General features: G+C 65.0%; 22 protein-coding genes and 1 pseudogene. 11 read left to right on the plus strand and 12 right to left on the minus strand.

The window, feature by feature from the left end:
• Nucleotides 1–41: 41 nt before the first annotated feature.
• Nucleotides 42–1,484: an aldehyde dehydrogenase family protein gene (locus C6W92_RS11270; RefSeq protein WP_129433135.1), complete on the minus strand. Its 1,443-nt coding sequence runs from the start codon at nt 1,482–1,484 to the stop codon at nt 42–44.
• 34 nt (nt 1,485–1,518) lie between these two features.
• Nucleotides 1,519–3,129: a GMC family oxidoreductase N-terminal domain-containing protein gene (locus C6W92_RS11275; RefSeq protein WP_129433137.1), complete on the minus strand. Its 1,611-nt coding sequence runs from the start codon at nt 3,127–3,129 to the stop codon at nt 1,519–1,521.
• A 156-nt stretch (nt 3,130–3,285) separates the two neighbouring features.
• Between C6W92_RS11275 and C6W92_RS11280 the strand changes: the two genes are divergently transcribed.
• Nucleotides 3,286–4,167: a LysR substrate-binding domain-containing protein gene (locus C6W92_RS11280; RefSeq protein WP_164989220.1), complete on the plus strand. Its 882-nt coding sequence runs from the start codon at nt 3,286–3,288 to the stop codon at nt 4,165–4,167.
• A gap of 30 nt (nt 4,168–4,197) precedes the next feature.
• On the opposite strand, the gene C6W92_RS11285 is transcribed toward C6W92_RS11280, so the two are convergent.
• From C6W92_RS11285 to ccmI, 5 genes and pseudogenes are all read right to left on the minus strand, one after another.
• A complete protein-coding gene (locus C6W92_RS11285) occupies nt 4,198–4,512 on the minus strand; it encodes a hypothetical protein (protein WP_129433140.1) in 315 nt (104 codons plus the stop codon).
• 40 nt (nt 4,513–4,552) lie between these two features.
• Nucleotides 4,553–5,505, minus strand: a pseudogene (locus C6W92_RS11290) (IS5 family transposase).
• A gap of 93 nt (nt 5,506–5,598) precedes the next feature.
• A complete protein-coding gene (locus C6W92_RS11295; protein WP_129433142.1) occupies nt 5,599–5,835 on the minus strand; it encodes a DUF1289 domain-containing protein in 237 nt (78 codons plus the stop codon).
• The gene (ruvX, locus tag C6W92_RS11300) at nt 5,825–6,310 is read right to left on the minus strand and encodes a Holliday junction resolvase RuvX (RefSeq protein WP_129433144.1); all 486 of its coding nucleotides are present in this window, start codon (nt 6,308–6,310) and stop codon (nt 5,825–5,827) included. Before ruvX ends, C6W92_RS11295 begins: the two co-directional genes overlap by 11 nt.
• A complete protein-coding gene (ccmI, locus tag C6W92_RS11305; protein ID WP_129433146.1) occupies nt 6,307–7,539 on the minus strand; it encodes a c-type cytochrome biogenesis protein CcmI in 1,233 nt (410 codons plus the stop codon). The genes ruvX and ccmI overlap by 4 nt, the downstream gene beginning before the upstream one ends.
• A 212-nt stretch (nt 7,540–7,751) precedes the next feature.
• Here ccmI and C6W92_RS11310 point away from each other — a divergent pair, with 212 nt between their 5' ends.
• The 7 genes from C6W92_RS11310 (at nt 7,752) to rarD (ending at nt 15,278) form a co-directional block, all read left to right on the plus strand.
• A complete protein-coding gene (locus tag C6W92_RS11310) occupies nt 7,752–8,996 on the plus strand; it encodes a sarcosine oxidase subunit beta family protein (protein WP_129433148.1) in 1,245 nt (414 codons plus the stop codon).
• 13 nt (nt 8,997–9,009) lie between these two features.
• On the plus strand, nt 9,010–9,339 hold the full coding sequence (locus tag C6W92_RS11315) for a sarcosine oxidase subunit delta (protein WP_129433150.1): 330 nt from the start codon (nt 9,010–9,012) through the stop codon (nt 9,337–9,339).
• 61 nt (nt 9,340–9,400) lie between these two features.
• Nucleotides 9,401–12,409 carry a sarcosine oxidase subunit alpha family protein gene (locus C6W92_RS11320; protein ID WP_129433152.1) on the plus strand — a complete coding sequence of 1,003 codons (3,009 nt, stop codon included), beginning with the start codon at nt 9,401–9,403 and terminating at the stop codon, nt 12,407–12,409.
• Nucleotides 12,402–12,971, plus strand: a complete 570-nt coding sequence (locus tag C6W92_RS11325; protein WP_129433154.1) for a sarcosine oxidase subunit gamma family protein — start codon at nt 12,402–12,404, stop codon at nt 12,969–12,971. The genes C6W92_RS11320 and C6W92_RS11325 overlap by 8 nt, the downstream gene beginning before the upstream one ends.
• A 110-nt stretch (nt 12,972–13,081) precedes the next feature.
• Nucleotides 13,082–13,681: a superoxide dismutase gene (locus C6W92_RS11330; RefSeq protein ID WP_129433156.1), complete on the plus strand. Its 600-nt coding sequence runs from the start codon at nt 13,082–13,084 to the stop codon at nt 13,679–13,681.
• Nucleotides 13,682–13,826: 145 nt separating this feature from the next.
• The gene (locus tag C6W92_RS11335; RefSeq protein WP_129433158.1) at nt 13,827–14,282 is read left to right on the plus strand and encodes a host attachment family protein; all 456 of its coding nucleotides are present in this window, start codon (nt 13,827–13,829) and stop codon (nt 14,280–14,282) included.
• 99 nt (nt 14,283–14,381) lie between these two features.
• A complete protein-coding gene (gene rarD / locus C6W92_RS11340) occupies nt 14,382–15,278 on the plus strand; it encodes an EamA family transporter RarD (RefSeq protein ID WP_129433160.1) in 897 nt (298 codons plus the stop codon).
• Here the strand turns inward: rarD and C6W92_RS11345 are convergent.
• Complete coding sequence (locus C6W92_RS11345; RefSeq protein WP_129433162.1) at nt 15,239–15,790, minus strand: TIGR00730 family Rossman fold protein; 552 nt, start codon at nt 15,788–15,790, stop codon at nt 15,239–15,241. The genes rarD and C6W92_RS11345 overlap by 40 nt on opposite strands.
• Nucleotides 15,791–15,891: 101 nt before the next feature.
• Here C6W92_RS11345 and C6W92_RS11350 point away from each other — a divergent pair, with 101 nt between their 5' ends.
• The 3 genes from C6W92_RS11350 to C6W92_RS11360 all read left to right on the plus strand — a co-directional run bounded on the left by C6W92_RS11350 (nt 15,892) and on the right by C6W92_RS11360 (nt 20,013).
• On the plus strand, nt 15,892–17,379 hold the full coding sequence (locus C6W92_RS11350; RefSeq protein WP_164989221.1) for a LysM peptidoglycan-binding domain-containing protein: 1,488 nt from the start codon (nt 15,892–15,894) through the stop codon (nt 17,377–17,379).
• Between the two features lie 70 nt (nt 17,380–17,449).
• Nucleotides 17,450–19,270 carry an ABC transporter ATP-binding protein/permease gene (locus C6W92_RS11355; RefSeq protein ID WP_129433166.1) on the plus strand — a complete coding sequence of 607 codons (1,821 nt, stop codon included), beginning with the start codon at nt 17,450–17,452 and terminating at the stop codon, nt 19,268–19,270.
• A 158-nt stretch (nt 19,271–19,428) separates the two neighbouring features.
• Entirely contained in the window at nt 19,429–20,013 is a 585-nt protein-coding gene (locus C6W92_RS11360; protein WP_129433168.1) for an HNH endonuclease, read from the plus strand.
• Nucleotides 20,014–20,088: 75 nt separating this feature from the next.
• Here the strand turns inward: C6W92_RS11360 and C6W92_RS11365 are convergent, their stop codons facing one another.
• The 4 genes from C6W92_RS11365 to C6W92_RS11380 form a co-directional block, all read right to left on the minus strand.
• Nucleotides 20,089–20,676 (minus strand): polymer-forming cytoskeletal protein, encoded by a 588-nt coding sequence (locus C6W92_RS11365; RefSeq protein ID WP_129433170.1) that lies wholly within the window; start codon nt 20,674–20,676, stop codon nt 20,089–20,091.
• On the minus strand, nt 20,666–21,985 hold the full coding sequence (locus C6W92_RS11370; protein ID WP_206735524.1) for a M23 family metallopeptidase: 1,320 nt from the start codon (nt 21,983–21,985) through the stop codon (nt 20,666–20,668). Before C6W92_RS11370 ends, C6W92_RS11365 begins: the two co-directional genes overlap by 11 nt.
• Nucleotides 21,986–22,129: 144 nt before the next feature.
• Nucleotides 22,130–22,933 (minus strand): ferritin-like domain-containing protein, encoded by an 804-nt coding sequence (locus C6W92_RS11375; RefSeq protein WP_129433234.1) that lies wholly within the window; start codon nt 22,931–22,933, stop codon nt 22,130–22,132.
• 20 nt (nt 22,934–22,953) lie between these two features.
• Nucleotides 22,954–23,415 (minus strand): peroxiredoxin, encoded by a 462-nt coding sequence (locus tag C6W92_RS11380; RefSeq protein ID WP_129433172.1) that lies wholly within the window; start codon nt 23,413–23,415, stop codon nt 22,954–22,956.
• Nucleotides 23,416–23,453: the final 38 nt, after the last annotated feature.

The raw sequence follows: 23,453 nt of genomic DNA on the forward strand, positions 1-23,453 counted from the left end.
GATTGTCCCGCGCCGTTCTGTCGTTTGGGGAGCACGCCCTGTCAGGCGGCGAAGGGCGGGCGGACCTTGATTTCCATGTAATCCTCCAGACCCTGTACTCCGCCTTCGCGGCCGTTGCCGGAATGCTTGAATCCGCCGAAGGGCGATCCGTAATCGGCATCGCGCCCGTTGATATGTATGCCGCCTGCACGCAGGCGGCGTGCGACCCGCAGGGCGCGCTCCTCGCTGCCGGTCTGGATGAAGGCCGCGAGCCCGTACTCGGTATCATTGGCCAGTGCGATCGCCACTTCCTCGGTGTCGAACGGGGTGATGACCAGCACCGGGCCAAAAATCTCCTCGCGCCAGATCACCATCTCCGGCGTGACATCGCAAAAGATCGTCGGGCGCACGAACCAGCCGGATTGCAGCGCCTCAGGCAATCCGTCGGGGCGGCCCGTTCCTCCGGTCAGAAGGCGCGCCCCCTCGTTGAGCCCTGTCTCAATCATAGTCTGCACCCGGTCATACTGGATCTCATCGAAGAGCGGCCCGAGGTGATCGCCCTCCTGCTCGGGATCGCCCATAACGCTGGCTTCGGCGGCGGCTTGGGCCAATTCCAGCACGCGGGGATAAACGCTGCGCTCTACCAGCATGCGGGTGGGGGCATCGCAGGATTGCCCGGTGTTGAAGAAGCACGCAGCCACACCCTCGGCCACGCGTTTCTCAAGATCCGCGTCGGCGAAGATCAGGTTAGGGGATTTGCCGCCCAGTTCCAGCGTCACCCGCTTGAAGCTGTCGGCGGCGTTGCGTGCTACCGCGCTGCCGCCACGCGTCGATCCGGTGAACGACATCATCGCCACGTCGGAGTGGCGCGCCAGCGCGGCACCCACCGTCGGCCCGTCGCCCTGCACGAGGTTGAAGACCCCCGCCGGATACCCGGCCTCGTGCACGATCTCGGCATAGACCTGCGCCGAGAGTGGCGTATGCTCGGACGGTTTGAGCACGCAGGTCGCGCCGGCGGCAAGCGCGGGTATCACCTTGAGCGCGATCTGGTTGATCGGCCAATTCCACGGCGTGATCAGCCCGCAGACGCCGATCGGCTCGCGGCTCAGGACATCGCCATTGGGCAGGATCTCTTCCTCGTCCAGCCTCTCCAGCGCGGCGATGAAGGCCTCGAGGTGACCGATACCGGCATCGGCCTGCACAGCGCGGGACATTGTGATCGGCGCGCCCATCTCGGTTGTCATGGCATGGGCCAGATCGTCCAGGCGCGCCCGCGTCACCTCGGCTAGGCGGCGCAGCAAGGCCAGACGCTCCTCCTTGGAGGTCATGGAAAACGTCTCGAACGCGCGTTTGGCGGCCTGAACGGCGCGATCCGCATCTTCTGCGTTGCCCATGGCGACGGTGCCGATCTGACGGTTGGTGGCGGGCGAGCGTATCGGCATCGTCTCGCTCGAGGCAGGCGCAACCCAGGCCCCGTCGATATAGAATGTGTTCAGTGTGATCATGTCGCATCTCCTTTTGCAGCGCTTTTGGGGGCGCTCACCCGGCGTCTTGCAGCACCATGTCGGCGGCCCGCATCGCGAGCATCAAGGTCGGGGCGTTGATATTGCCGGATGTGATGTTGGGGAAGGCGGACGCATCGACCACCCGCAGCCCCGGCACCCCGTGAACCTGAAGCCGGGCGTTGAGCACCGAGTCATGCGGGCCGTGCCCCATGCGGCAGGTGCAAGACGGGTGATAGACGGTCGAGGCGCGGTTGCGAAAGTCGTCGAGAAGGGCCGCATCGTCCATCGTGTCGAAATCCGGAGATTTGGCGAACTCGGTCACCGTCTTCAATTGCGGGCTCCGCGCGAGGGTACGGATGACCTTGCTGGCCCGCACGGCCGCGTCAAGGTCGTCATCGGTCGCAAGGGAATTGGGCTGTATGACAGGCGCATCGCGCCAGGAACCCGAGGCGATCCGCACATGCCCGCGGCTGGTCGGGCGGCAGGGTTGCGCTGAGAGCAGGAATCCTGGCTGCCGGTCAAGAACGACCCTGCCGGCGCTGTTGATCTCGTAGGAGGCCGGGTTGCAGAAGAGTTGCACATCGGGCACCGCCTGTTGTGGCGTGGACCGTACGAAGCCGCCCACCTGATTGACCGGAACAGAGAGCGCGCCTTTGCGGGTGAGCGCGTAGCGCAGCGCCGCGCGCAGCCGGCCCGAGGGGCTGCCCAGCATGTTGTTGAGCGTCGGCACACGGGCTCGGAACTGACAGGACACCGCCAGATGATCCTGAAGCCCTTGGCCCACATGGGCCAGATCGTGCTGCACCTCGATCCCCTGCGCCTTCAAGAGGTCAGCCGGGCCGATACCCGACAGTTGCAGCAGATGCGGGCTGTTGATGGCCCCGGCGCAGAGGATGACCTCCTTGCGTGCGCGAACGTGGCACGTTTGGATGCCTCGCATATAGGCGAGCCCATGCACCTGCGCGCCGCTGAACTCCAACCGGGTAACATGCGCATGGGTGATGACCCGCAGATTGGCCCGCCGCGTCGCGGGCCGCAGGAACGCATCAGCAGAGGACCAGCGAACGCCGCGCCGCACGGTGCTGCGGTAGAACCCGAGACCATCGGCTCCGGGCCGGTTCATGTCGTCGATCACTGCAAATCCGGCGTTGCGGCCCGCCTCGAGAAAGTTCCTCGAAAAAGGATGCATCTGATCCGAGAGATCCTGCACCCAGACCGGTCCTTCGCCGGACGGCTTTGCCCGCGACGCACCCGGTGCGCGGGTCTCTATCCGGTCATAGGCATCCTCTACCGCCTGCCAATTCCAGCCGGTCGCACCGGCCGCCGCCCAGTCATCGAAATCGCGGGGCTGACCGCGGACATAGGCCATGGCGTTGATCGAACTTGATCCTCCGATGACGCGCCCCCGCGGCCAATAGATCCGACGGCCCGCGAGACCGGTATCCGCCTCGGTCATGTAGCCCCAGTTCAGTGTCGGGTCGGAGAAGGTCATGGCATAGCCTACGGGGATCTTGATCCACATGCGTGCATCGCCGCCCCCGGCCTCGAGCAGCAGCACCTGGTGGTGGCCGTTCGCGGACAGGCGGTTGGCCATCACACAGCCTGCGGATCCTGCTCCAACGATCACGTAGTCGACTTCATCCATCTGCTCTCTCCGCCTGACCGCCGATCACATATGGGGATAAAAGCGGCACAGTCACAAACAACGACTTTCGCCGCCTAGGCCTTATATTATTTTGGTCTCATCGAATTGCGCATGGCTGCGTCCAAGGCCATGTTGTGCCCCGAAAGGAAACGCCGGATGCGAAGATTGCCCCATGTTACCTGGCTGCGCGCGTTCGATGCCGCGGCGCGTCACAGTTCGTTCACGGCGGCCGCGGACGAGCTTCATCTGACCCCGGCAGCCGTCAGCCAGCAGATCCGGCTTCTGGAAAAGCGACTGGGGGCTGAGCTGTTCAAGCGGTTGCCGAAGGGCGTGGCGCTGACCGATGTCGGCCAAGCCTATGCACAACCGCTTCGGAAATCCTTTCTCGAGATGGAACAGGCGACCGACGGCCTGTTTCGCGGGCGACGCAAGGCGACACTTCGGGTTCGGTCGTCCATTTCGTTTGGCGCGCTGGTCCTGGCACCGCGGCTGAACGCGTTTCGCGAACGGCACCCCGAGATCGAGATCGACTTGTTCACTACGGTCTGGTCGGATCGCATGACCGACGCGGGTATCGATCTCGACATCCGCTACGGCGATGGTGACTGGCCCGAACGGAATATCTGGCCCCTCGAGGTCGATGATGCGGTAGTCGTTTGTCATCCCGACCATGCGTCATCCATGGGCGACGACCTCTCGATTGAAGGGCTGGCCGCCGCCAGTGTCGTCCAGGTCGTCGGATCGGAAACCGACTGGGGGCGCCTGTCTGACAAGTACGGGCTCGATTTGCCAGTGCCGGTGCATTGGATGAAGGCGGACTCGTCTCTGGTCGCCCTGCAGATTCTTACGGCCGGGCACGGCTCTTCCCTCATTAGCCGCAGCTTTGCCAGACATTATCTAAAAACAGGTGCGCTTATCGCACCCGTTCCCTACCAGATATCCATGCTGCAGAAGTTCTTTCTGGTTCAGTACGAGGACACGAATAAAAGTCCCGAGATCGCGGTGTTCAAGGATTGGCTTGCGTCCCAGAAATTCTGAGTCGGGCCCTGAACCCGCAGGTCACCGGTTTCATATCAGGTGTTCCTTGTTGAGTCCGACCATAGCGCCGCGAAGAAACTCTTCGGGCATGTCGACCAGAAGGTTGTGGTTGCGATCGATGCTCGTATGGAGGTCCAAGTACATGTCGACGACCCCGATGGCCTCCTCGAGGGGATAGTCCTCGGAAAATTCCGGGGGCTCCGGAACCTCTTGAGCCCCGAGGAGCCAATGGTGCGGGTTGACACAGAGGGTATGCTCACAGAGGTTTTTCAGGCGCCCCTCAGGGGGGATTCCGAAGACCCGGTCGAAGACCAGTCTTTGGACGTAGAGGAGACCCTGTTGCACAAATCGGCTGAGGCCAGACGTCCCCTTTCCCCGGACAGACTCATCCTATTGGTTCAGTTATTGGTATGCCGAGCGCGGTGTAGCTGTTGAGGACTGCGATGCGGACATGGATTTCTGCGACCTGGCGGTCGAAGTCTCTCGCCATGAGGCCCTGCCCGAGCAATTTCGCTTCGCGGACCTTCGGTTTATACAGTGCATCTTGGTCTCGACGCGGCTTCGGCGGTGGTATCCGTTCCACCGTCGCCAGATCGCACGGTCGAGGTATTTCGAGGCCCGCAGGGCTTCGTTGCGCGCGAGCGCGCCCGGCGTGGTTGGCTTCGAGGGTTTGGCATTCTTGCGCGGAGGAACAACGGCATGGGCGCCGCGATCAGCTATAGTATCGTGGCACTTTCGAGTGTCATAGGCGCCGTCGGCCGTGACCCTGGCGACCTCCTCGTCCATCGGGATCTGGCCTATAAGATCAGGCAGCATGGGCGCGTCACCGATATGGCTGCCAGTGATCTCGACGGCCCGAACCTCCAGTGTGGCTCATCGATCCCAAGATGGATCTTGCGCCAGACCCGTCGCTTGGGGTCGCCGTGTTAGCGCGCATGCCACTTGCCTTCGCCCTCGATCTTGATCCCGGTGCTGTCGATCAGCAGGTGCAGTGGCCCCGTGGAGCCCCGATACGGGATGTTCACGACCAAGGCCTTCTGGCGGCGGGAAAGCGTGCTGAAGTCCGGCACCGCCCTGTCCAAGCCAACCAGTTGCAGCAGGCTCTCGACGAAGCCCGTGGTCTGGCGTAGCACCATGCCGAACAACACTTTCATCGTCAGGCATGTCTGGATGGCGGTGTCGCTGTAACTGAGTTGCCGACGCCGTTTGCCAGTCGGCGCAGCTTCCCAGGTCATATCGGGGTTAAACCAGATCGTCAGCGAGCCGCGGCGCTTGAGCGCTTCATTGTAGGCCAGCCAGTTCCTTGGTCTTGTAGGTCGGGGGTGTGGGTCTGCTCATGTCGCCCAGCTACCACACTGGATTCGCGACATGAATCCCTCACGCGCTTTGTGCAACAGAGCCGGCTCGAGTCCCCGCGGGATCGCCAACGCCTCAGCCGCCGCGCGCCAGCCTTGCGGCGCGACCGCCGCGGCGTTTCCTCAGTAGGTCGGCGCGGTCGGGCAGGGCAGTCATGATGGCGCGGCGCTCCTCCGTGCTCATCTTTGACCAACGGGTGATCTCGTCGATGGAGCGCAGGCAGCCGGTGCAGATGCGCGCCTCCGGGTGGACGACGCAGACGCGCACGCAGGGGCTCTCGACCTCGTCGCGATTCCAGACATCATCCGCCATGCTGCTCGGTCCTCATATGGCGCATTCGGTCGAGCGCCCCTTGCAGGATATAGGCGGCGGCGACCGAATCGATGACCTCTGCGCGACGTTTGCGTGTCGTATCCGCCTCCAGGAGCGCGCGTTCGGCGGCCACGGTCGACAGGCGCTCGTCCCAGAACCCGATGGGCAGATCGGTGAGCTGTGAGAGATTGCGAGCGAAGGCGCGGGTGGATTGGGCACGCGGGCCCTCCGAGCCGTCCATATTGCGCGGCAGGCCCAGCAGGACGCCGCCCGCCTCGCGCGCCGCCGCGATCTCCAGCAGACGCGCGGCATCGAGGGTGAACTTGCGTCGCTTCACCGTTTCTACCGCGCTGGCGCTCGACAGCAGCCGGTCGGAGAGGGCCACGCCGATGGTCTTGGTGCCAAGATCGAGCCCCATCACCCCGCGTTCGGGCGCGAGCGCGACGGCGAAGTCGGCGATGTCTTCGCAGATCATTCGGTCACGCCTGCGGCCTCTGCCGCCGTGCGCAGAATGCCGAGCGCGCGGGCATCGCCGCCAAAGGTCTCGCGCGCCTCGGTCCAGATGCGCCGGGCTTGCGCCGTTTCGCCCATCACGCCATAGGCGTTGATGAGCCGTGCCCAGTCCTCGGGTGGGCCACCTTCGGTTGCGAGCCGCTCGGACAGCCGTGAAACCATGCCGCGGATCATAGCGGCGCGCGCCTCGGGGTCCATGTCGCCGGCGGCCTCCATGTCGGCGGCAGATGGCCCGCGCCCTTCGGATTCTTCGGGCGGGGTATAGCGCACGCCCGCGCGCTGTGCGATTTCGCCGATCTCGGCGCGGATCGTGGGCACCCAAGGCGCGTCGGGGGTGCTGTCTTCCAACAGGTCGCGCCAGACGGGGAATGCGAGGTCGGGCCGGTCGAGCTGCAAATGCCATAAGCCCAGATAGAACCGCGCGGTGGGCGCGCGCGGATTTCGCTCGAGCGCGGCGCGCAGCGCCGCCGCCGCGTCGGTCGAGATATAACCTCCCGCCGCTTCGATCATCAATTCGGCCAGTGTTGCGTGATCGGTGGCGCTCGCGGCATCGCCGCGTAGCGCGACGAGCTTCTCCTGCGCCTTGCGCGCCGCTACCATGCGCCCGAGCGCGGCCTCGCTGCGCACCAGAAAGCGCAGCCCCTGCTGATCCTCGGGCCGTGCTGCCACGACCTTGCGCAACTGCTCCACCAGTTCGAGATGCTCTTGGCTTGTCCCCTCCGGCGGGGCCATCTCTCCGGGGCCAAAGCGGGCCTCGGCAGCCTCCTGCCCGAGCCGCTCGGCGCGCGCCGTTTCGGAGGCGGCGATCCGTGCGGCAAGCGGCATGTCGCCGTAGCCCGGCGCGCCAAGCGCAGCATAGAGCGCCAACCCGCCGCAAGCGACCAGCACCATCGCCACGAGGGCCCCGGCTCGTCCGGCGATGCGCGGCTGACCGGCGGTCGCCCCGCCTGCACGCAGCTGCGCATCTGCGGCAAGGATGCGGCGCGAGACCTCGGCGCGCAGCCGCTCGGCATCTCCGTCGGCAATCACGCCACGGCCTGCGTCGCGCTCAATCTCGCGCAGCTGGTCGCGATAGACGCGCAGATCGTAGGAAACGGGCGGCTCGGCCCCCGCACGCCCGCGCAGCGCCGCCAGCGCCAGAAGCAGCCCGGTGCCGATAGCGAGCGCCGCCGCGATGATCCAGAAGCTCATGATCGTCGTCCTCTCTCACCCCCATCTAAAGCGCAGCGCGCGCGGAAAAAAGGGGCAAAGCCGCGTATCACGGCCCGAGCCCCGCGCCGCGATGTCGCAATGTCGCAATTCGCGGGCGAAGCGCCGCCCTCGGTCACCTTTCGCCCGCGCGCCCGTCGCATTACCATCGCATCGTTACCGGCCCGCGAATCCCCGGAAAGGACACCCCGCGCATGAAACGCTATTCCGTCTTTGCCGTCGCCCGAGAGGCCCTGCGCGACCACATGGGGTGGGAACGCGCCTGGGCCTCGCCCGAGCCAAAGAAGCGCTACGACGTCATCATAATCGGCGCCGGCGGGCATGGCCTTGCAACCGCCTATTACCTCGGCAAGAACTTTGGCATCACCAATGTGGCGGTGCTGGAAAAGGGCTGGCTGGGCGGCGGCAATACGGGCCGCAACACCACCATCATTCGCTCCAACTATCTCCAGGATCCGTCGGCGGCCATCTACGAGAAGGCCCGCTCGCTCTACGAAACGCTGAGCCAGGATATCAACTACAACATCATGTATTCGCCCCGCGGCGTCATCATGCTGGCGCAGACCGAGCACGAGGTGCGCGGCTACAAGCGCACGGCGCAGGCCAACGCGCTACAGAGTGTGACCACCGAGTTCATCACGCCCCAGCGCGTCAAGGAGATCGTGCCGATCATCAATCTCGACGGGCCGCGCTACCCGGTTCTCGGCGGGCTGTGGCAGGCGCGGGCGGGTACCGCACGGCACGATGCCGTGGCCTGGGGTTATGCGCGGGCGTGCTCGGCGATGGGCATGGATATCATTCAGAAATGCGAGGTGACCGGCATCCGCCGCGACGGCGACAAGGTCACCGGCGTGACCACCAATCGCGGCGATATCGACTGCGACAAGCTGGGCATCGTGGTGGCCGGTCACTCGGGTCACCTCGCCGACATGGCCGGTTTCCGCCTGCCGATCGAGAGCGTGGCGCTTCAGGCGCTGGTCAGCGAGCCGATCAAGCCCTGCATGGATTGCGTCGTCATGGCCAACACCGTGCACGGCTACATGAGCCAGTCCGACAAGGGCGAGATGGTGATCGGTGGCGGCACCGACGGCTACAACAACTATACGCAGCGCGGCTCGTTCCACCATATCGAGGAAACCGTGCGCGCGCTGGTCGAGACCTTCCCGATGGTCGCCCGGCTCAAGATGCTGCGCCAGTGGGGCGGCATCGTGGACGTCACCGGCGACCGCTCGCCCATCCTGTCAAAAACGCCCGTCGAGGGTATCTTCATCAACGCGGGCTGGGGCACTGGCGGGTTCAAGGCGATCCCGGGCTCCGGCTGGGGCTTTGCCGAATTGATGGCCAAGGGGCACTCGCCGCTCTGCGACGAGTTCGGCCTCGACCGGTTCTACCAGGGTCGGTTCATCGACGAATCCGTCGCCGCTGGCGTCGCCCACTAAGGAGGGATGGAAAATGCTGATCCTCACCTGCCCCTGCTGCGGCGTCACCGCCGAGGAGACCGAGTTCCACCAAGGTGGCGAGGCGCATCTAAAGCGCTTCGGCCTTGGCTCCTCGGACGACGAGTTCCACACCTATCTCTTTGCCAAGGAGAACCCCAAGGGTGTGCATTTCGAGCGTTGGCGGCACAATAACGGCTGTGGCAAGTGGTTTCACGCGGCGCGCGATACCATGACGCTAGAGGTCTACGGCACCTATCCGGCCCAGACGCTGGAGCCGCCGCAGGACATCCGCGATGCGATCACCGCCAAGCGCCCCGGCTGGAAATGGAGGGAGTTCGCATGACTCTTCTTCTTGGCAAAAATACCCAACTCATCACGCCCGCAACGGGCAAGAGGTCTGGCACATGAGCACACGTCTGGCCACCGGCGGCCGCCGTCTCGATCGCGGTCGCGCGCAGGAATTCACCTTCAACGGCAAGCGGATGCAGGGCCATCCGGGCGACACGCTCGCCTCGGCGCTGCTGGCCAACGGCCAGATGCTGATGGGCCGCTCGTTCAAGTATCACCGCCCGCGCGGTGTTGTGGCGAGCGGGGCGGAAGAGCCCAACGCGCTCGTGGGTCTGGGCGAAGGCACGCGGTTCGAACCCAACCAGCGCGCCACGACGACCGAGCTTTTCGACGGACTTGTGGCTGTCAGCCAGAACCACTGGCCCAGCCTCGAGACCGATATCGGCGCGGTCAACACCCACTTTGCACGCTTCCTGCCCGCGGGTTTCTACTACAAGATGTTCATCCACCCGCGCCCGTTCTGGAAGCATGTCTACGAGCCCTTCATCCGCCAGTCGGCAGGGCTCGGCAAGGCACCGAACCCCGGCGATCCCGACCGTTATGAGCATTTCTACTATTTCTGCGACGTACTCGTGGTCGGCGGCGGTGTGGCCGGGTTGCAATCCGCGCTTGCCGCGGCAGAGGCGGGCGCAAAGGTCATGCTGATCGAGCAGACCGCCCATTGGGGCGGGCGCGCGCCCGTCGATGGCGGCGAGGTGGACGGCCAGCCCGTCGAGGCGTGGATCGACGCCACGATTGCAAAACTGCAAGACATGCCCAACGTCACCCTGCGCACGCGGTGCATGGGTGCGGGTGTTTATGACCATGGCTATGCGCTTGGCTATGAGCGCGTGAGCGATCACGCGCCGGGCAACGATGCCCCTCGCCACCGGCTGTGGCGCATCCGTGCACGCCAGATCGTCACCGCGACGGGGGCCATCGAGCGCCCGCTCAGCTTTGCGGGCAACGACATTCCCGGCGTCATGCTCGCCTCGGCGGTGCGCGATTACGCGGTGGATTACGGCGTTTCCATTGGCGACCGCACCGTGGTCGTGACCAACAATGACGACGCCTACCGCACGGCTGTCACGCTGAAGAAGCTGGGTCTCGAGATTCCCGCGATCCTCGACGCGCGCCAACAGGGCGGCGGCGCGCTGGCCGAGGAGGCGCGTGCGCTGGGTATTCGCATCGAGAACGGAAAGGGCATCGCAAAGGTCAAGGGCGGCAAGCACGTCACCGGCGTCGCGATCTGCGCGCAGGCGGGCGAGGGCGCGGCGCTGGAGGAGATCGCCTGTGATGCAGTCGCCATGTCGGGCGGCTGGTCGCCGGTGGTGCACCTGTGGTCGCATTGCGGTGGCAAGCTCGTCTGGGACGACGCACAGGCCCATTTCCGCCCCGATCCCGAGAACCCGCCGCGCGGCGCGCACGGAGAGGGCTTCGTTATCCCCGCCGGGTCCGCAAACGGTGCGGGCGATCTGGCCAGCGTCGTGGCCGACGCCCACGCCGCGGGACAGGCCGCGGCAAAGGCCATGGGGGCCAAGCCCAAGGGCAAGGCGCCCCAGGGCAGCGCGTCGCCGGAAGCGCCGATGCAGCCCGTCTGGCTCATGCCGCAGGGAGCGGGCTACAAGCTGCGGATGAAGGCGTGGCTCGATTATCAGAACGACGTGAAGGTGTCGGACGTGCAGCTCGCCGCCCGCGAGGGCTATGAGAGCGTCGAGCACGCCAAGCGCTACACCACCCTGGGCATGGCCACAGACCAAGGCAAGCTGAGCAATATCAACGGTCTGGCGATTCTTTCGGACGCGGTGGGCCAGCCGATCCCACAGACGGGCACCACCACGTTCCGCCCGCCCTACACGCCGATTTCGCTGTCTTCGATCGCGGGCGAGGCGACCAAGGCCAATTTCCAGCCCATTCGCAAGACACCGATGCAGGGCTGGCACGAAACCAACGGCGCGGATTTCGAGCCGGTTGGCCAATGGCGCCGCCCCTATTGCTTCCCCAAGGGCGAAGAGGGTCGGCACGAGGCTGTAAACCGCGAGATTACCCAGACCCGCGACAGCCTCGGGTTGCTCGATGCCTCGACGCTGGGCAAGATCATCGTCAAGGGCGCGGATGCGGGCCGCTTCATGGACATGCTCTATACCAACATGATGTCCACCCTGAAGCCGGGTCGCTGCCGCTATGGCCTCATGTGCAACGAAAACGGCTTTCTCATGGATGACGGCGTGGTGGCGCGGCTCGACGAGGAGACGTTCCTTTGCCACACCACCACCGGCGGGGCGGAATCGATCCATGGTCACATGGAGGAATGGCTCCAGACCGAATGGTGGGACTGGAAGGTCTATACCGCCAACGTCACCGAGCAATACGCGCAGGTCGGCGTCGCGGGCCCCAACTCGCGCAAGGTGATCGAGAAGCTCACCGATGATGACATCAGCGCCGACGCGCTCACCTTCATGGGCTGGACCGAGATCACCGTCGCGGGCATCCCCGCGCGCGTGTTCCGCATCTCCTTCGCTGGCGAGTTGAGCTTCGAGCTTTCCGTGCCCGCAAGCCATGGCCGCGCGCTGTGGGACGCGCTGACGGAGGCTGGGGCCGAGTATGGCGTCATGCCCTACGGCACCGAGGCGATGCACGTCATGCGTGCCGAGAAGGGCTTTATCATGATCGGGGACGAGACGGATGGCACGGTCATCCCGCAGGACCTCAACATGCAGTGGGCAATTTCCAAGAAGAAAGAGGACTATATCGGCAAGCGCGCGCAGGAACGCAGCCACATGGCCGACCCAAACCGCTGGAAGCTGGTGGGGCTGGAAACGCTCGACGGCTCGGTTCTGCCTGATGGGGCCTATGCCACGGCGGATGGCCACAACGCCAACGGGCAGCGCAATGTGCAGGGGCGCGTGACCTCTACCTATCACTCGCCTACGCTGGGCCGTGGCATCGCCATGGGCCTGGTCCTGCATGGGCCGGACCGCATGGGCGAAGTGCTGGAATTCCCAAAGGTTGACGGCGGCATCATCAAGGCCAAGATCGTCGATCAGGTGTTTTACGACAAGGACGGGGAGAAACAGAATGGCTGAGCCCGTAACTGCCCTGAATGGCGCCCGGTACGAGGGGATCGCCACCATCGAGGATGCCGGCCCCACCGGCATGATTACCCTGCGGGGCGATCTGGCCTCCAAGGAGGTCAAAGCCGCGGTCAAGAAAGCCGTGGGTCTGGACGTTCCCGGACAGCGCGCGGCGCTGGGCGGGAAGGGAACCGCGGCGCTGTGGATGTCGCCGGACGAACTGCTCTTGATGTGTCCTTATGACAAGGTGGCCGAGACCATCGCCACGCTGGAGGCGGCGCTCGAGGGGCAGCATTTCCTGGCTGTCAACGTCTCGGACGCGCGCACCTTCCTGCGGATCTCGGGGGCGGGCGCGCGCGAGGTTCTGGCCAAGCTTTGCCCGGTGGACCTCTCGCCTGACACCTTTGCCCCCGGCATGTTCCGCCGCACCCGCATGGCGCAGGTGCCGGCCGCCTTCTGGCTGGACGAGGGCGGCACCTTTCACCTGGTGTGTTTCCGCTCGGTGGGTGAGTATGCTTTCAACCTGTTGAAAACAGCGGCTCTTCCTGGTGGCGAGGTGGGCGTTTACGGCTGAGCGGGCGCCATTCCCGAGGGAAAAACTCCGGCGCGCGGGGTTGACCTTTTAGCGCGCCCGTCACCATGTAACGGGCACAGGATTTCAACGCCAACGAACAGGGGGACCACATGGCCTTCGAACTTCCCGACCTGCCCTATTCCCACGACGCGCTCGCCGATCACGGGATGAGCCGCGAGACGCTGGAATATCACCACGACATCCACCACAAGGCCTATGTCGACAATGGCAACAAGGCGATCGCCGGTACCGAGTGGGAAGGCAAATCGGTGGAGGAGATCATCCGAGGCACCTATGACCCGAAAGCGGTGGCGCAATCGGGCATCTTCAACAATGCCTCGCAATACTGGAACCACAACCAGTTCTGGGAGATGATGGCCCCCGGCGGCACCGGCATGCCCGGCGAGCTGGAAAAGGCGATCAACGAGAGCTTTGGCAGCCTCGACGAGTTCAAATCGCAATTCTCCGCTGCGGGCGCCGGTCAGTTCGGCTCAGGTTGGGCTTGGCTGGTCAAGGATACCGATGGCAGCCTCAAGGTCACCAAGACAGAGAACGGTGTGAACCCGCTCTGCTTCGGGCAGACCGCGCTTCTGGGCTGTGATGTGTGGGAGCATTCCTACTACATCGACTTCCGCAACAAGCGCCCGGCTTACCTCCAGAACTTCCTCGACAACCTGGTGAACTGGGAAAACGTCGCCTCGCGGATGTGATTGCGGTCGGCTATGCACCTTGACACGGAACCTCGCGCCAATGGTGCGGGGTTTCTCGCATCCGGTTGATCCGTATCAACGCCGCCCGTACCCGGAACGGGCGATAGTGGCAAACGGCAAAGACGCAGAAAATGGAGCGATGCAGATGAGCGAACTTTCGCACGGCACTTGGGTTCTGGTAGCAGACGGGAAAAAGGCGCTGTTTCTCGAAAACGTGACCGACGCACAGGCCCCCAATCTCGTGATCCGCCGCGTCGAGGAACAGGACCTGCCCCCGAATCGCGAGCAACAGAGCGACCGACCCGGACGCATGACCGATCCCGGGCCGGGGCAGCGCTCGGGCCTGTCCGGCGCGGATTGGCACGAGCTGGACGAGGCGAGGTTCGCCTCGGACATGGCGGATGTCCTCTACCGGATGGCGCATCGCGGCACCTTCAAGCGGCTGATCCTCGTGGCCCCGCCGAAAACGCTCGGCGGCCTGCGTGATCACTTGCACAAGGAGGTCGCGCAGTGCGTCGTGGCCGAGATCGGCAAGGACCTGACCAACCATCCCGGCGATAGGCTGGAAAAAGTGCTCCTGGCGGAATTGGCGGCGCACTGAGCCCCGCCGGCCCGTGGCGGACCTCGTTGCCTGGTCGCTCTTGCCATTGCCGCTCGGGCAGGGCAGCAAGAGCGGCGAGGCAGAAGGAGCGGGCCGCAGATGCGCGAGGCGACCAAGGGGATTGTGGCGATGGTCGCCACCTGCACGGTCTGGGGGCTGTCGGGCATCTATTACAAGCTGCTCGCCCATGTCCCGCCCATCGAGATCCTGGCGCATCGCACGCTTTGGTCGTGCGCCTTCTTCGCCCTCGTGTTGCTGGCGCAGGGGCGGATTTCTATGCTTGGCCGGGCGCTGGCCGGGCGGCGCTCGGTGCTGTCCATAGCGCTCGCCGCATTGATGATCTCGACCAACTGGTTCGTATTCATCACCTCGATCCAAGTGGGCCGCGCGATGGAGGCGTCGCTGGGCTATTACATCTTCCCGTTGGTGGCGGTGCTGCTCGGGGCGCTTGCGTTTCGCGAACGGCTGGGCCGGGCACAGCTTTTCGCTGTGGGGCTGGCGCTCTGCGCGGTGGTGACGCTCACACTGGGCCTCGGCGTGCCGCCGTGGATCGCGCTGGTGCTGGCATCGAGTTTTGGCCTCTACGGTCTTGTCAAGAAAGGGCTTTCCGTCGGGCCGGTGGTGTCTGTCACCGCCGAGGTTCTGCTCTTGTCGCCGATCGCGCTGACGGTGCTGTGGTATTTTCATTCCAGCGGCAACGGTGCCTTTACCGCGAACTGGCGTGACAGCCTGCTGCTGGCGTTTTCCGGCATCCTCACCGGCACGCCTCTGATCATGTTCAGCTATGCCACCAAGCGCGTCACGCTGGCCACCGTGGGGCTGGTGCAGTATCTGAACCCCACCCTGCAATTTCTAGTGGCAACACTGATTTTTCTCGAGCCGTTCAGCTTTTGGCACGCCGTGGCCTTTGCCATGATATGGACCGCGCTCGCGATCTACACCACCGCGAGCCTGCGTCAGGACAGAGCGGCGCGCAGGGCGGTGCCGAGAGCCTGAGGGTCATCCACCTCGCGGATCATGTGCCGCAGACTCGCATCGGCGAAGCCGCAGGCGATGACATGCTCGACCAGCTGGATAAAAGGTATCCAGTAACTTTCAGTATTCAGAAGAAAAATCGGTTTTTCATGTAGGCCTAACTGGCGCCATGTCAGCACCTCGAACAGCTCGTCGAGCGAGCCTGCGCCCCCCGGAAGTACCACGATCGCGTGGGAGTTCATGAACATCACTTTCTTGCGTTCATGCATGGTCTCGGTGACGACGTAACGGGTGAGATCGCGCTTGCCACCTTCGCGTCCCACCAGATGCGCGGGGATCACGCCGAGCGTGCGCCCGCCTGCCGCCTGTGCCGCGCGCGCCACTGCTCCCATCAGCCCCACGTCGCCCGCGCCGTAGACCAGCTCCCAACCGTTCTCGGCCAGCATCCGGCCGGTCTCCTCCGCGGCCGCCAGGTAGGACGGGTCATGACCCTCACGTGCGCCGCAAAAGACACAGACAGCCGCGTGTGTCATGAATTTCTCCTGTCGCTCAAAGGGTTGCTTTGACCCCTGATAGCCTTGTTGATATGCTCCGACAACCGGGCATGGTGCCCTGGTTGGGGATGTCGGGAAAGATGAGCAAAATCGCCGGATTGGGTGCGGGTCCCGTGATCGGGCTCGGGGTGGCTGCGGTTGTTGCGGTGGTGTCCATCGGCACCTATTTCTTTGCGGATGGTGGCCTGTCGCTATCCACGCCCGAGCCGGAGCAGGCGGCACAACCTGCCACTGAGCTGTCGCCCGAACCCGTCGCAAAACCCACGCCAGACGCGCAGGACGCGGGCGAGTCGGTCGAAGCCAGCGAGACAGCGCAACAGGATCCCGTGGCGCCAGCCGCCATGGCGAACGTAGGCGCGAATCCTGAGGCCGAGCCGGAGACGCAGCGCCCGCAACCGCCCGCGCTCGACACCTTCCGCCTTGACCCGGATGGGCAGATGCTCGTCGCTGGGCGCGCGATTCCGGGCGGCAAGGTGGCGATCACAGTGGATGATGTCCGCCTCGGCACGACCCTGTCAGACCGGTCGGGCAAGTTCGTGGCATTTCTCGACCTGCCGCTGAGCGATGCGGTACGAGTGCTGGGGTTGGAACTGCTGCTCGAGGACGGGCGCGTGATCCGCGCGCCTGACGAGATCCTGATCGCGCCGTCGCCGCCCCCGGCTCCGCGCCCGCAGGCGGTGGCACAGGCCGACACCGCGACGCCTCCCTCACCCGCAGCGCAGGAGGGGGTAACGACCGGGGGCGCGCCCGACATTGGCGAAGATCAGGTAACCGAGACGGCGGGGGCGCAACCGGAGACGGAAGAGATTGCGAATGCGGAAACGGCGAAGACGAGCGCGCCCACCGCCGAGGTAACTCAAACAGCGTCCGAAATGCACGATCCGGCCCCGGAGGCGCGCAAGGAACAGCCCGCCGCGCCCGTGGCTCCGCCCACCGCAGACGCTTTGCAGCCGGGCGCGGACGAGGGTTCGGTCGCGCAGGCCAAGCCGCCCGCCGAGACGCCCGCGCCACCCACGGTGGTGCTGTCGGATACCGAGGGTGTGCGTGTGTTGCAGGCCCCCGCCGAGCAGGGGCCGGACGTGATGGCGTCAGTGGCCCTCGATTCGATCAGCTATTCCGATTCGGGCGAGGTGAAACTTTCCGGACGGGCCAGCACGCCCGACGCGCGTGTGCGCATCTACGTTGACAATCGTGCCGTCACCACTGCGCCGGTGGAAGAGAGCGGTGCATGGCGCAGCTCTCTGCCAGAGGTGGATGCCGGTATCTATACGTTGCGCGTTGACGAGGTCGGTGCCGGGGGCGAGGTGACCTCGCGGGTCGAGACGCCGTTCAAGCGCGAGGACGTGGCCACGCTTGCGGCGCAGGACGACGACAAGGACGGGGACGGCACGCCAGAACCGCCGCGCATGTCGGTGGTGACGGTGCAGCCCGGCTCGACCCTCTGGGCGATCTCGCGCGAGGCCTATGGCGAGGGAATCCTCTACGTGCGCGTGTTCGAGGCCAACCGCGACCGCATCCGCGATCCCGACCTGATCTATCCCGGGCAGGTATTCGAGTTGCCGCAGTAGCGCCGCGCTCTGGTCATCGGGGGGTGTCGCCGCTATCTGTGGGGTCCGGCAGCAAGGACACGAGCCACCGATGAGCGACTCCTCCCCCGAACGCCACACGTCCGAGAGCGGTGGATGGCGGATCATCCGCCGGGTCGCTCCCTACCTGTGGAGCGCGGAAGAGCCGTGGGTGCGACGCAGGGTGGTGCTGGCGCTGGCGCTAATGCTTGCGGCCAAGCTGGTGGCGGTGACAACGCCGGTTTTCTACAAGGTTGCAGTAGATGCGCTGGCGGGCGAGGGGCCAGGCCCGGCATGGGCGCTGGGGGCGGGGGCCATCGGGCTGACCGTGGCCTATGGCATGGCGCGGCTGATGAACGTGGGGTTCCAGCAGGCGCGCGACGCGGCCTTTGCCAAGGTGGGTCAGCGGGCGCTGCGCACGCTCGCGCTTGAGACGTTCCAGCACATTCACGCGCTTTCGCTCAGCTATCACCTGACGCGGCGCACCGGCGGGCTGAGCCGGATCATAGAGCGAGGGGTGAAGGGCGTCGATTTCCTGCTGCGCTTCCTGCTGTTCTCCATCGCGCCGCTGATCCTCGAATTGCTGATGGTGGGGGTGATCCTGTGGCTGGCCTTCGACATCTGGTACCTGGTGGTGGTGGCCGGGGTGATCGCGGCCTATGTCGCCTTTACCTTCAAGGTGACCGAGTGGCGCGTGAAGCTGCGCCGCGAGATGAACGACCAAGACACCGATGCCAACCAGAAGGCCATCGACAGCCTGCTCAATTACGAAACGGTCAAGTATTTCGGGGCCGAGGGGCTGGAGGCGGCGCGTTACGACCGGGCGATGGCGGGCTACGAGCGTGCGGCGCTCATGACTGCCTATTCGCTCTCGTTCCTCAATTTCGGGCAATCATTCCTCATCACCGGCGGGCTTGTGGCAGTGATGGTGATGGCGGCCACGGGCGTTCAGGCGGGCACGATGACCGTGGGCGATTTCGTGATGGTCAACGCCTACATGATCCAGATTACCATGCCGCTCAATTTCCTCGGCACGGTCTATCGAGAGATCCGGCAGGCGCTGGTGGACATGGGCGAGATGTTTGACCTGCTTGATCAACCGCCTGACGTGCGCGAGCGGGCCGGCGCGCGACCGCTCGCCGTAGCGGGCGCGAATGTGCGGCTAGAGGATGTGCGCTTTGGCTACGATCCGGGCAACCCCATCCTCAAGGGCGTGACGCTGGATGTGCCCGCTGGCCAGATGGTCGCGGTGGTGGGACCGTCGGGATCGGGCAAGTCGACTATCGGGCGGCTGTTGTTCCGATTCTACGATGTTCAGGACGGGCGCATCACGATCGACGGGCAGGACATCCGCGATGTCACCCTCGAAAGCCTGCACACGGCCATCGGTGTGGTGCCGCAGGACACGGTGCTGTTCAACGACACGATCGGCTACAACATCGGATATGGTAGCGACGACGTGACCCAGGCCGAGATCGAGGAAGTGGCGCGGGCGGCCCAGATCCACGAGTTTATCGCCGGGCTTCCCGAGGGCTATGCCACGCAGGTCGGCGAGCGGGGGCTGAAGCTTTCGGGTGGCGAGAAACAGCGCGTGGGAATCGCGCGCACGCTCTTGAAGAACCCACCGATTCTGCTGCTTGACGAGGCGACCAGCGCGCTCGACACCGGGACAGAGCGCGACATCCAGGACGCGCTTGCCCGCGCTGCGGAGGGGCGCACTGTCATCATGATCGCGCACCGTCTCTCGACGGTGGCGGGTGCCGATCGGATCGTGGTGCTGGAGGACGGTCGCGTGGCCGAGCAGGGCAGCCATGCCGACCTGCTGGCGCGCGGTGGTCGCTATGCAGCGCTGTGGCGGCGGCAGTCAGAGCAGGACCCGGGTGTTGCGGCCTGAGCGTGTCACATGGCGGTTACCTTCCGCGGCTATGGAATCGCTAGATGTGGCGCAATATCTAAGGCTTGTCAGGTGGTCGCCGCGATATATAGTAGTCTTGAGGGTGGGTGCATGTCCCGCCCGCCGCAAGAGAGGGCGCCACAGGGGCTGTGAACGCGATGGACGGTGATTTCAGAAGCGAGTTCGTGAGAGAGCCGGCTGGACTGCGGCAGTTTCCGGCGCTGGTGCTCAATGCCGATTACCGACCACTCTCCTACTATCCTCTGTCGCTCTGGACCTGGCAGGAGGCGATCAAGGCGGTCTGGTCCGACCGGGTGGATATTGTCGCGCAATACGATCACTGGGTGCGCAGTCCGAGTACCGAGATACGGATACCTTCGGTAATCGTGTTGCGAGACTATGTGAAACCTAAGAAGCGCGTGGCATTCACGCGCTTCAATCTTTTCCTGAGGGACGAATTCCGCTGTCAGTATTGTGGCGCAAAGGACAACCTGACCTTCGACCACGTGGTGCCGCGCGCCCGCGGCGGGCGCACAAGCTGGGAGAATGTCGTGGCCGCCTGTTCTCCGTGCAACCTGCGCAAGGGCGCGCGCAGCCTGCGGCAGGTTGGGATGAGCCTGCGCCGCCCGCCGCGTCCCCCCGGGGCGGAGGAGTTGCGCAACATGGGCCGCAAGTTCCCGCCCAACCACCTCCACGAAAGCTGGATCGACTTCCTGTACTGGGATGCCGAGCTGGAGGCGTGAGGCACGACCATCGCACACAACAAAGGCGCCGCTGCCGGGGCAGGGCGCCTTTTCTGTGTTGCGTCGGTTGCCGGATCAGCTCTGCTTGGCGTCCGCGGGCTTGGCAGCAGGTTGCGCGCCGCCTTGCTGTGCAGCCGCCTGTTGCGTCCCACCCTGCTGGTGCTGGGCTGGGGCCGCCTGTGCGCCGCCCTTGGCGCCGGGCTTGTTGCCCGAGAGCGGATCGTCCTGTCGCTGCACCGACCCCTCGAAATGCGCGCCCGATTCGATGGCGATGGTCTTGTGAATGATGTCGCCCTCGACCCGCGCGGATGAGGTGAGCCGCACCTTGAGGCCGCGCACGCGGCCCACGATACGCCCGTTTACCACCACGTCATCGGCGATCACCTCGCCCTTGACGGTGGCACCTTCGCCGACGGTCAGCAGGTGCGCGCGGATATCGCCCTCGATGGTGCCCTCGACCTGGATGTCGCCGGTTGTGCGCAGGTTGCCGACCACGTGCAGGTCCGACGACAGCACCGACGCCGGCGGCTTGGCCTTGGGCGAGGTGCTGCGCTGGTCGCCGCCGGTATCGACGCGGGGACTTTCGGTCCGCGTGTCCGTCGTGGCCGGCTTGGTCTCGGCGGGCTTTTGTGCGGGTTCGTTGATCTTGCTCTTAGAAAACATCTCTCGCAGCCTTGATATAGGTCATGGGGTTGATCGCCTTGCCATCCACCCGAACCTCGTAGTGTAGGTGGGTGCCGGTGGAACGTCCAGTGTTGCCCATATCACCGATCCGATCCCCGCGCGAGACCCTTTGGCCCTCGCGTACCCGGATTCTAGACATGTGCGCATAACGTGTTTCGATGCCGAAAGCGTGCTTGATCTTGACGAGTTGCCCGTAGCCCGACAGCCATCCTGCATGGGTCACAACGCCGTCGGCAGTGGCATGGATGGGGGCGCCGTGCGCTCCGGCGAAATCGGTGCCCGCGTGCAACCGCCCCCACCGCATGCCGAATCCTGAAGTGTAGCGGAACGCGCCCTTGACCGGAATCGCCAGCGGAACCTTGCCGGCGGCGAGGCGATAGAGGTTCAGCTCATCGAGCCGTGTCAGGATGCGGTTGGCGCGCGTGGCCTCCGGTGAGGGGGCGGTGCCGCGCGTAGAGAGCGAGATCGGGGTGAGCGGGCCACCCTGCCCGGAATAGCCCCGTCTTACCGTGTCGATCAACGTATCCGGATCGAGACCGGCCTTGCGAAACATCGTTTCCAGCGGCTCGACCGAGATGGTCATCGCGTCCTCGAGGCGGCTGAATATCTCGGAATTGCGCTCGTTCACGAGGCGCAACTCGAAGGCCATCTCCTCGGCGTCGCGCTGAGCGTCCTCGGCCTCAGCGAGGGTCTTGTCGCGCTCACGCGCCGCATCGGCGAGCGCGGTGGTCAGCACCTCAACCGTGGGATCGTCCGCTGGGCTGGTTGCGGCGCCGGGGTTCTCGGCCTTCCCGGCCTGGATTTGCGAGGTGAGGCGCGCGACCTTGTGCTGCGCATCCTCGCGCGCGGACATTGCGCGGCGCAGGGTGCCCTGGACCATCTCGAGCCCGGTTTCGAGCTCGCGTCGGCGCGTCTCGGAGGCGAGAAGTTCCGACTGCATGGCCGATATCTGCGCCAGCGCCGAGCTGAACCGCTCCTGCGCTGCCAACGCCTCCTGTGCCCGGCGGTCGCGCTCTTCGGCCAGCGCGTTGAGCCGCGCCTCGTAGGTCTGCAATTCGCGCTTCGCCTGCTCGCGGAAATTGCCCGCGCCAATGGAATCCATCACCAGAACAGCGGTCGCGATGATCGTCCAGGCCACGATCGCACAGGTGCCGACAGCGGCGATGATCTGCGTGCCGGGGCGTAGCCGGATGAAGCGCGTGTCGGTGTCGGATCGCAGAAACACCCGGCGTTCGGGAAAATGACGTTCGAGAAACTCGTGCAGTCGGATCGCCAGCGTCGGTTTCAATGTTGCGGTCTTTCTTCTGTCCCTGTCTGTACGTGTGCTTAGACAGAGGTGGCGAGGTGGGCAAGAAATTTGACCACAAGCCCCGGATTCCGCGGAGGTTTCCCGCTCATTGGGCGGAAACTTGCCGATTGCGCGCCGGTTCTCTCAATCCTGAGTTGTCGGTCGCTCGGCGAGTGGCCAGTAGAAATCCGGTGGCAGCCCGGCCTCGGCGCGCTTCTCCTCGTTGAAGGGCGGCTTGAGGGCACCGTGGAAATAGCGGCGCACAAGGTCATGAAACACGTCCTTCGGGTCAAGATCGTGACGCCCGCACAGGAAATGGAACCATTTCGAGCCGTAGGAGACGTGGTGCACCTCCTCGGCGTAGATCACCTCCATCGCCTCGACGGCGCGTGTCTCGCCCGCGCGGGCAAAAATGTCGATCATGCCCGGCGTCACGTCGAGCCCGCGCGCCTCGAGCATCATCGGCACCACGGCGAGCCGCCCCATCAGATCATCGGCGGTGTCCTCGGCCGCGCGCCACATCCCGGCATGGGCGGGCAGGGCACCATAATGGCTGCCCATTTCCTCGAGGCAGTCACATATCAAATTGAAATGCTTGGATTCCTCGTCAGCCGATTTTACCCAGTCATCGTAGAAACCGGGTGGCATCGGGGTATCGGCAAAGCGTGCAACGATATCCCAGTGCAGGTCGACAGCGTTCAGTTCGATATGCGCCACCGCGTGCAACATGGCGATCCGGCCTTGCTGGTTGCCGGGACGGCGGCGAGGGACGTCGCGGGGATCGAGCAACTCGGGCCGGGCGGGGCGTGCGGGGCGTGCGGGCGGCGTGGCGCGCCCCACGGGAGGCATGCGTCCCTCGGTTCGGGCCGCCTGCCACGTCGCCGCGTGCCGCCGCGACAGCGCCGCCTTGGCTCGACCGTCAGCGGTAGTCAGCACCTCGACGGCCATCTCTACGAGTGGTCGGTCGGTCACAGCGCGCGCACCGCCTCGAGCACCTCCTCGGCATGACCGGGCACCTTGACCTTGCGCCATGCGCGCGCGATGTGGCCCGCCCCGTCGATCAGAAAGGTAGACCGCTCGATCCCCATGAACTTCTTGCCGTACATGTTCTTTTCCTTCCACACGCCGTAGGCTTCGCACACCTCCGCCTCGGCATCCGACAGGAGCGGCACCGTGAGCGCGTGCTTGCCGCGGAATTTCTCGTGACTGGCAACGCTGTCCTTGGAAATGCCCAGCACCGTCGCGCCCGCAGCCTCGAACTCGGAGAGCAGGCCGGAAAACGCCACCGCCTCCTTGGTGCAGCCGGAGGTGTCGTCGCGCGGATAAAAGAACAGCACAACCGCGACGGGGCGCAGCGCCGAGAGCGTGACGCTTTCGCCGCCGTCGCGCGGCAGGGTAAAATCGGGGGCGATATCGGAGATGTCGGGCATGGGCGCTCCTTCGTGATGCGGCTTGTGATGACTCCTTG

This window comes from Roseovarius sp. A46, from assembly GCF_004126395.1.
Classification (GTDB): domain Bacteria; phylum Pseudomonadota; class Alphaproteobacteria; order Rhodobacterales; family Rhodobacteraceae; genus Roseovarius; species Roseovarius nitratireducens.

Coding starts and splice junctions, on each gene's coding strand:
- C6W92_RS11270 (WP_129433135.1), bottom strand. CDS start 1,484: ATGATCACACTGAACACATTCTATATCGACGGGGCCTGGGTTGCGCCT.
- C6W92_RS11275 (WP_129433137.1), bottom strand. CDS start 3,129: ATGGATGAAGTCGACTACGTGATCGTTGGAGCAGGATCCGCAGGCTGT.
- C6W92_RS11280 (WP_164989220.1), top strand. CDS start 3,286: ATGCGAAGATTGCCCCATGTTACCTGGCTGCGCGCGTTCGATGCCGCG.
- C6W92_RS11295 (WP_129433142.1), bottom strand. CDS start 5,835: ATGGCGGATGATGTCTGGAATCGCGACGAGGTCGAGAGCCCCTGCGTG.
- ruvX (WP_129433144.1), bottom strand. CDS start 6,310: ATGATCTGCGAAGACATCGCCGACTTCGCCGTCGCGCTCGCGCCCGAA.
- ccmI (WP_129433146.1), bottom strand. CDS start 7,539: ATGAGCTTCTGGATCATCGCGGCGGCGCTCGCTATCGGCACCGGGCTG.
- C6W92_RS11310 (WP_129433148.1), top strand. CDS start 7,752: ATGAAACGCTATTCCGTCTTTGCCGTCGCCCGAGAGGCCCTGCGCGAC.
- C6W92_RS11315 (WP_129433150.1), top strand. CDS start 9,010: ATGCTGATCCTCACCTGCCCCTGCTGCGGCGTCACCGCCGAGGAGACC.
- C6W92_RS11320 (WP_129433152.1), top strand. CDS start 9,401: ATGAGCACACGTCTGGCCACCGGCGGCCGCCGTCTCGATCGCGGTCGC.
- C6W92_RS11325 (WP_129433154.1), top strand. CDS start 12,402: ATGGCTGAGCCCGTAACTGCCCTGAATGGCGCCCGGTACGAGGGGATC.
- C6W92_RS11330 (WP_129433156.1), top strand. CDS start 13,082: ATGGCCTTCGAACTTCCCGACCTGCCCTATTCCCACGACGCGCTCGCC.
- C6W92_RS11335 (WP_129433158.1), top strand. CDS start 13,827: ATGAGCGAACTTTCGCACGGCACTTGGGTTCTGGTAGCAGACGGGAAA.
- rarD (WP_129433160.1), top strand. CDS start 14,382: ATGCGCGAGGCGACCAAGGGGATTGTGGCGATGGTCGCCACCTGCACG.
- C6W92_RS11345 (WP_129433162.1), bottom strand. CDS start 15,790: ATGACACACGCGGCTGTCTGTGTCTTTTGCGGCGCACGTGAGGGTCAT.
- C6W92_RS11350 (WP_164989221.1), top strand. CDS start 15,892: ATGAGCAAAATCGCCGGATTGGGTGCGGGTCCCGTGATCGGGCTCGGG.
- C6W92_RS11355 (WP_129433166.1), top strand. CDS start 17,450: ATGAGCGACTCCTCCCCCGAACGCCACACGTCCGAGAGCGGTGGATGG.
- C6W92_RS11360 (WP_129433168.1), top strand. CDS start 19,429: ATGGACGGTGATTTCAGAAGCGAGTTCGTGAGAGAGCCGGCTGGACTG.
- C6W92_RS11365 (WP_129433170.1), bottom strand. CDS start 20,676: ATGTTTTCTAAGAGCAAGATCAACGAACCCGCACAAAAGCCCGCCGAG.
- C6W92_RS11375 (WP_129433234.1), bottom strand. CDS start 22,933: ATGGCCGTCGAGGTGCTGACTACCGCTGACGGTCGAGCCAAGGCGGCG.
- C6W92_RS11380 (WP_129433172.1), bottom strand. CDS start 23,415: ATGCCCGACATCTCCGATATCGCCCCCGATTTTACCCTGCCGCGCGAC.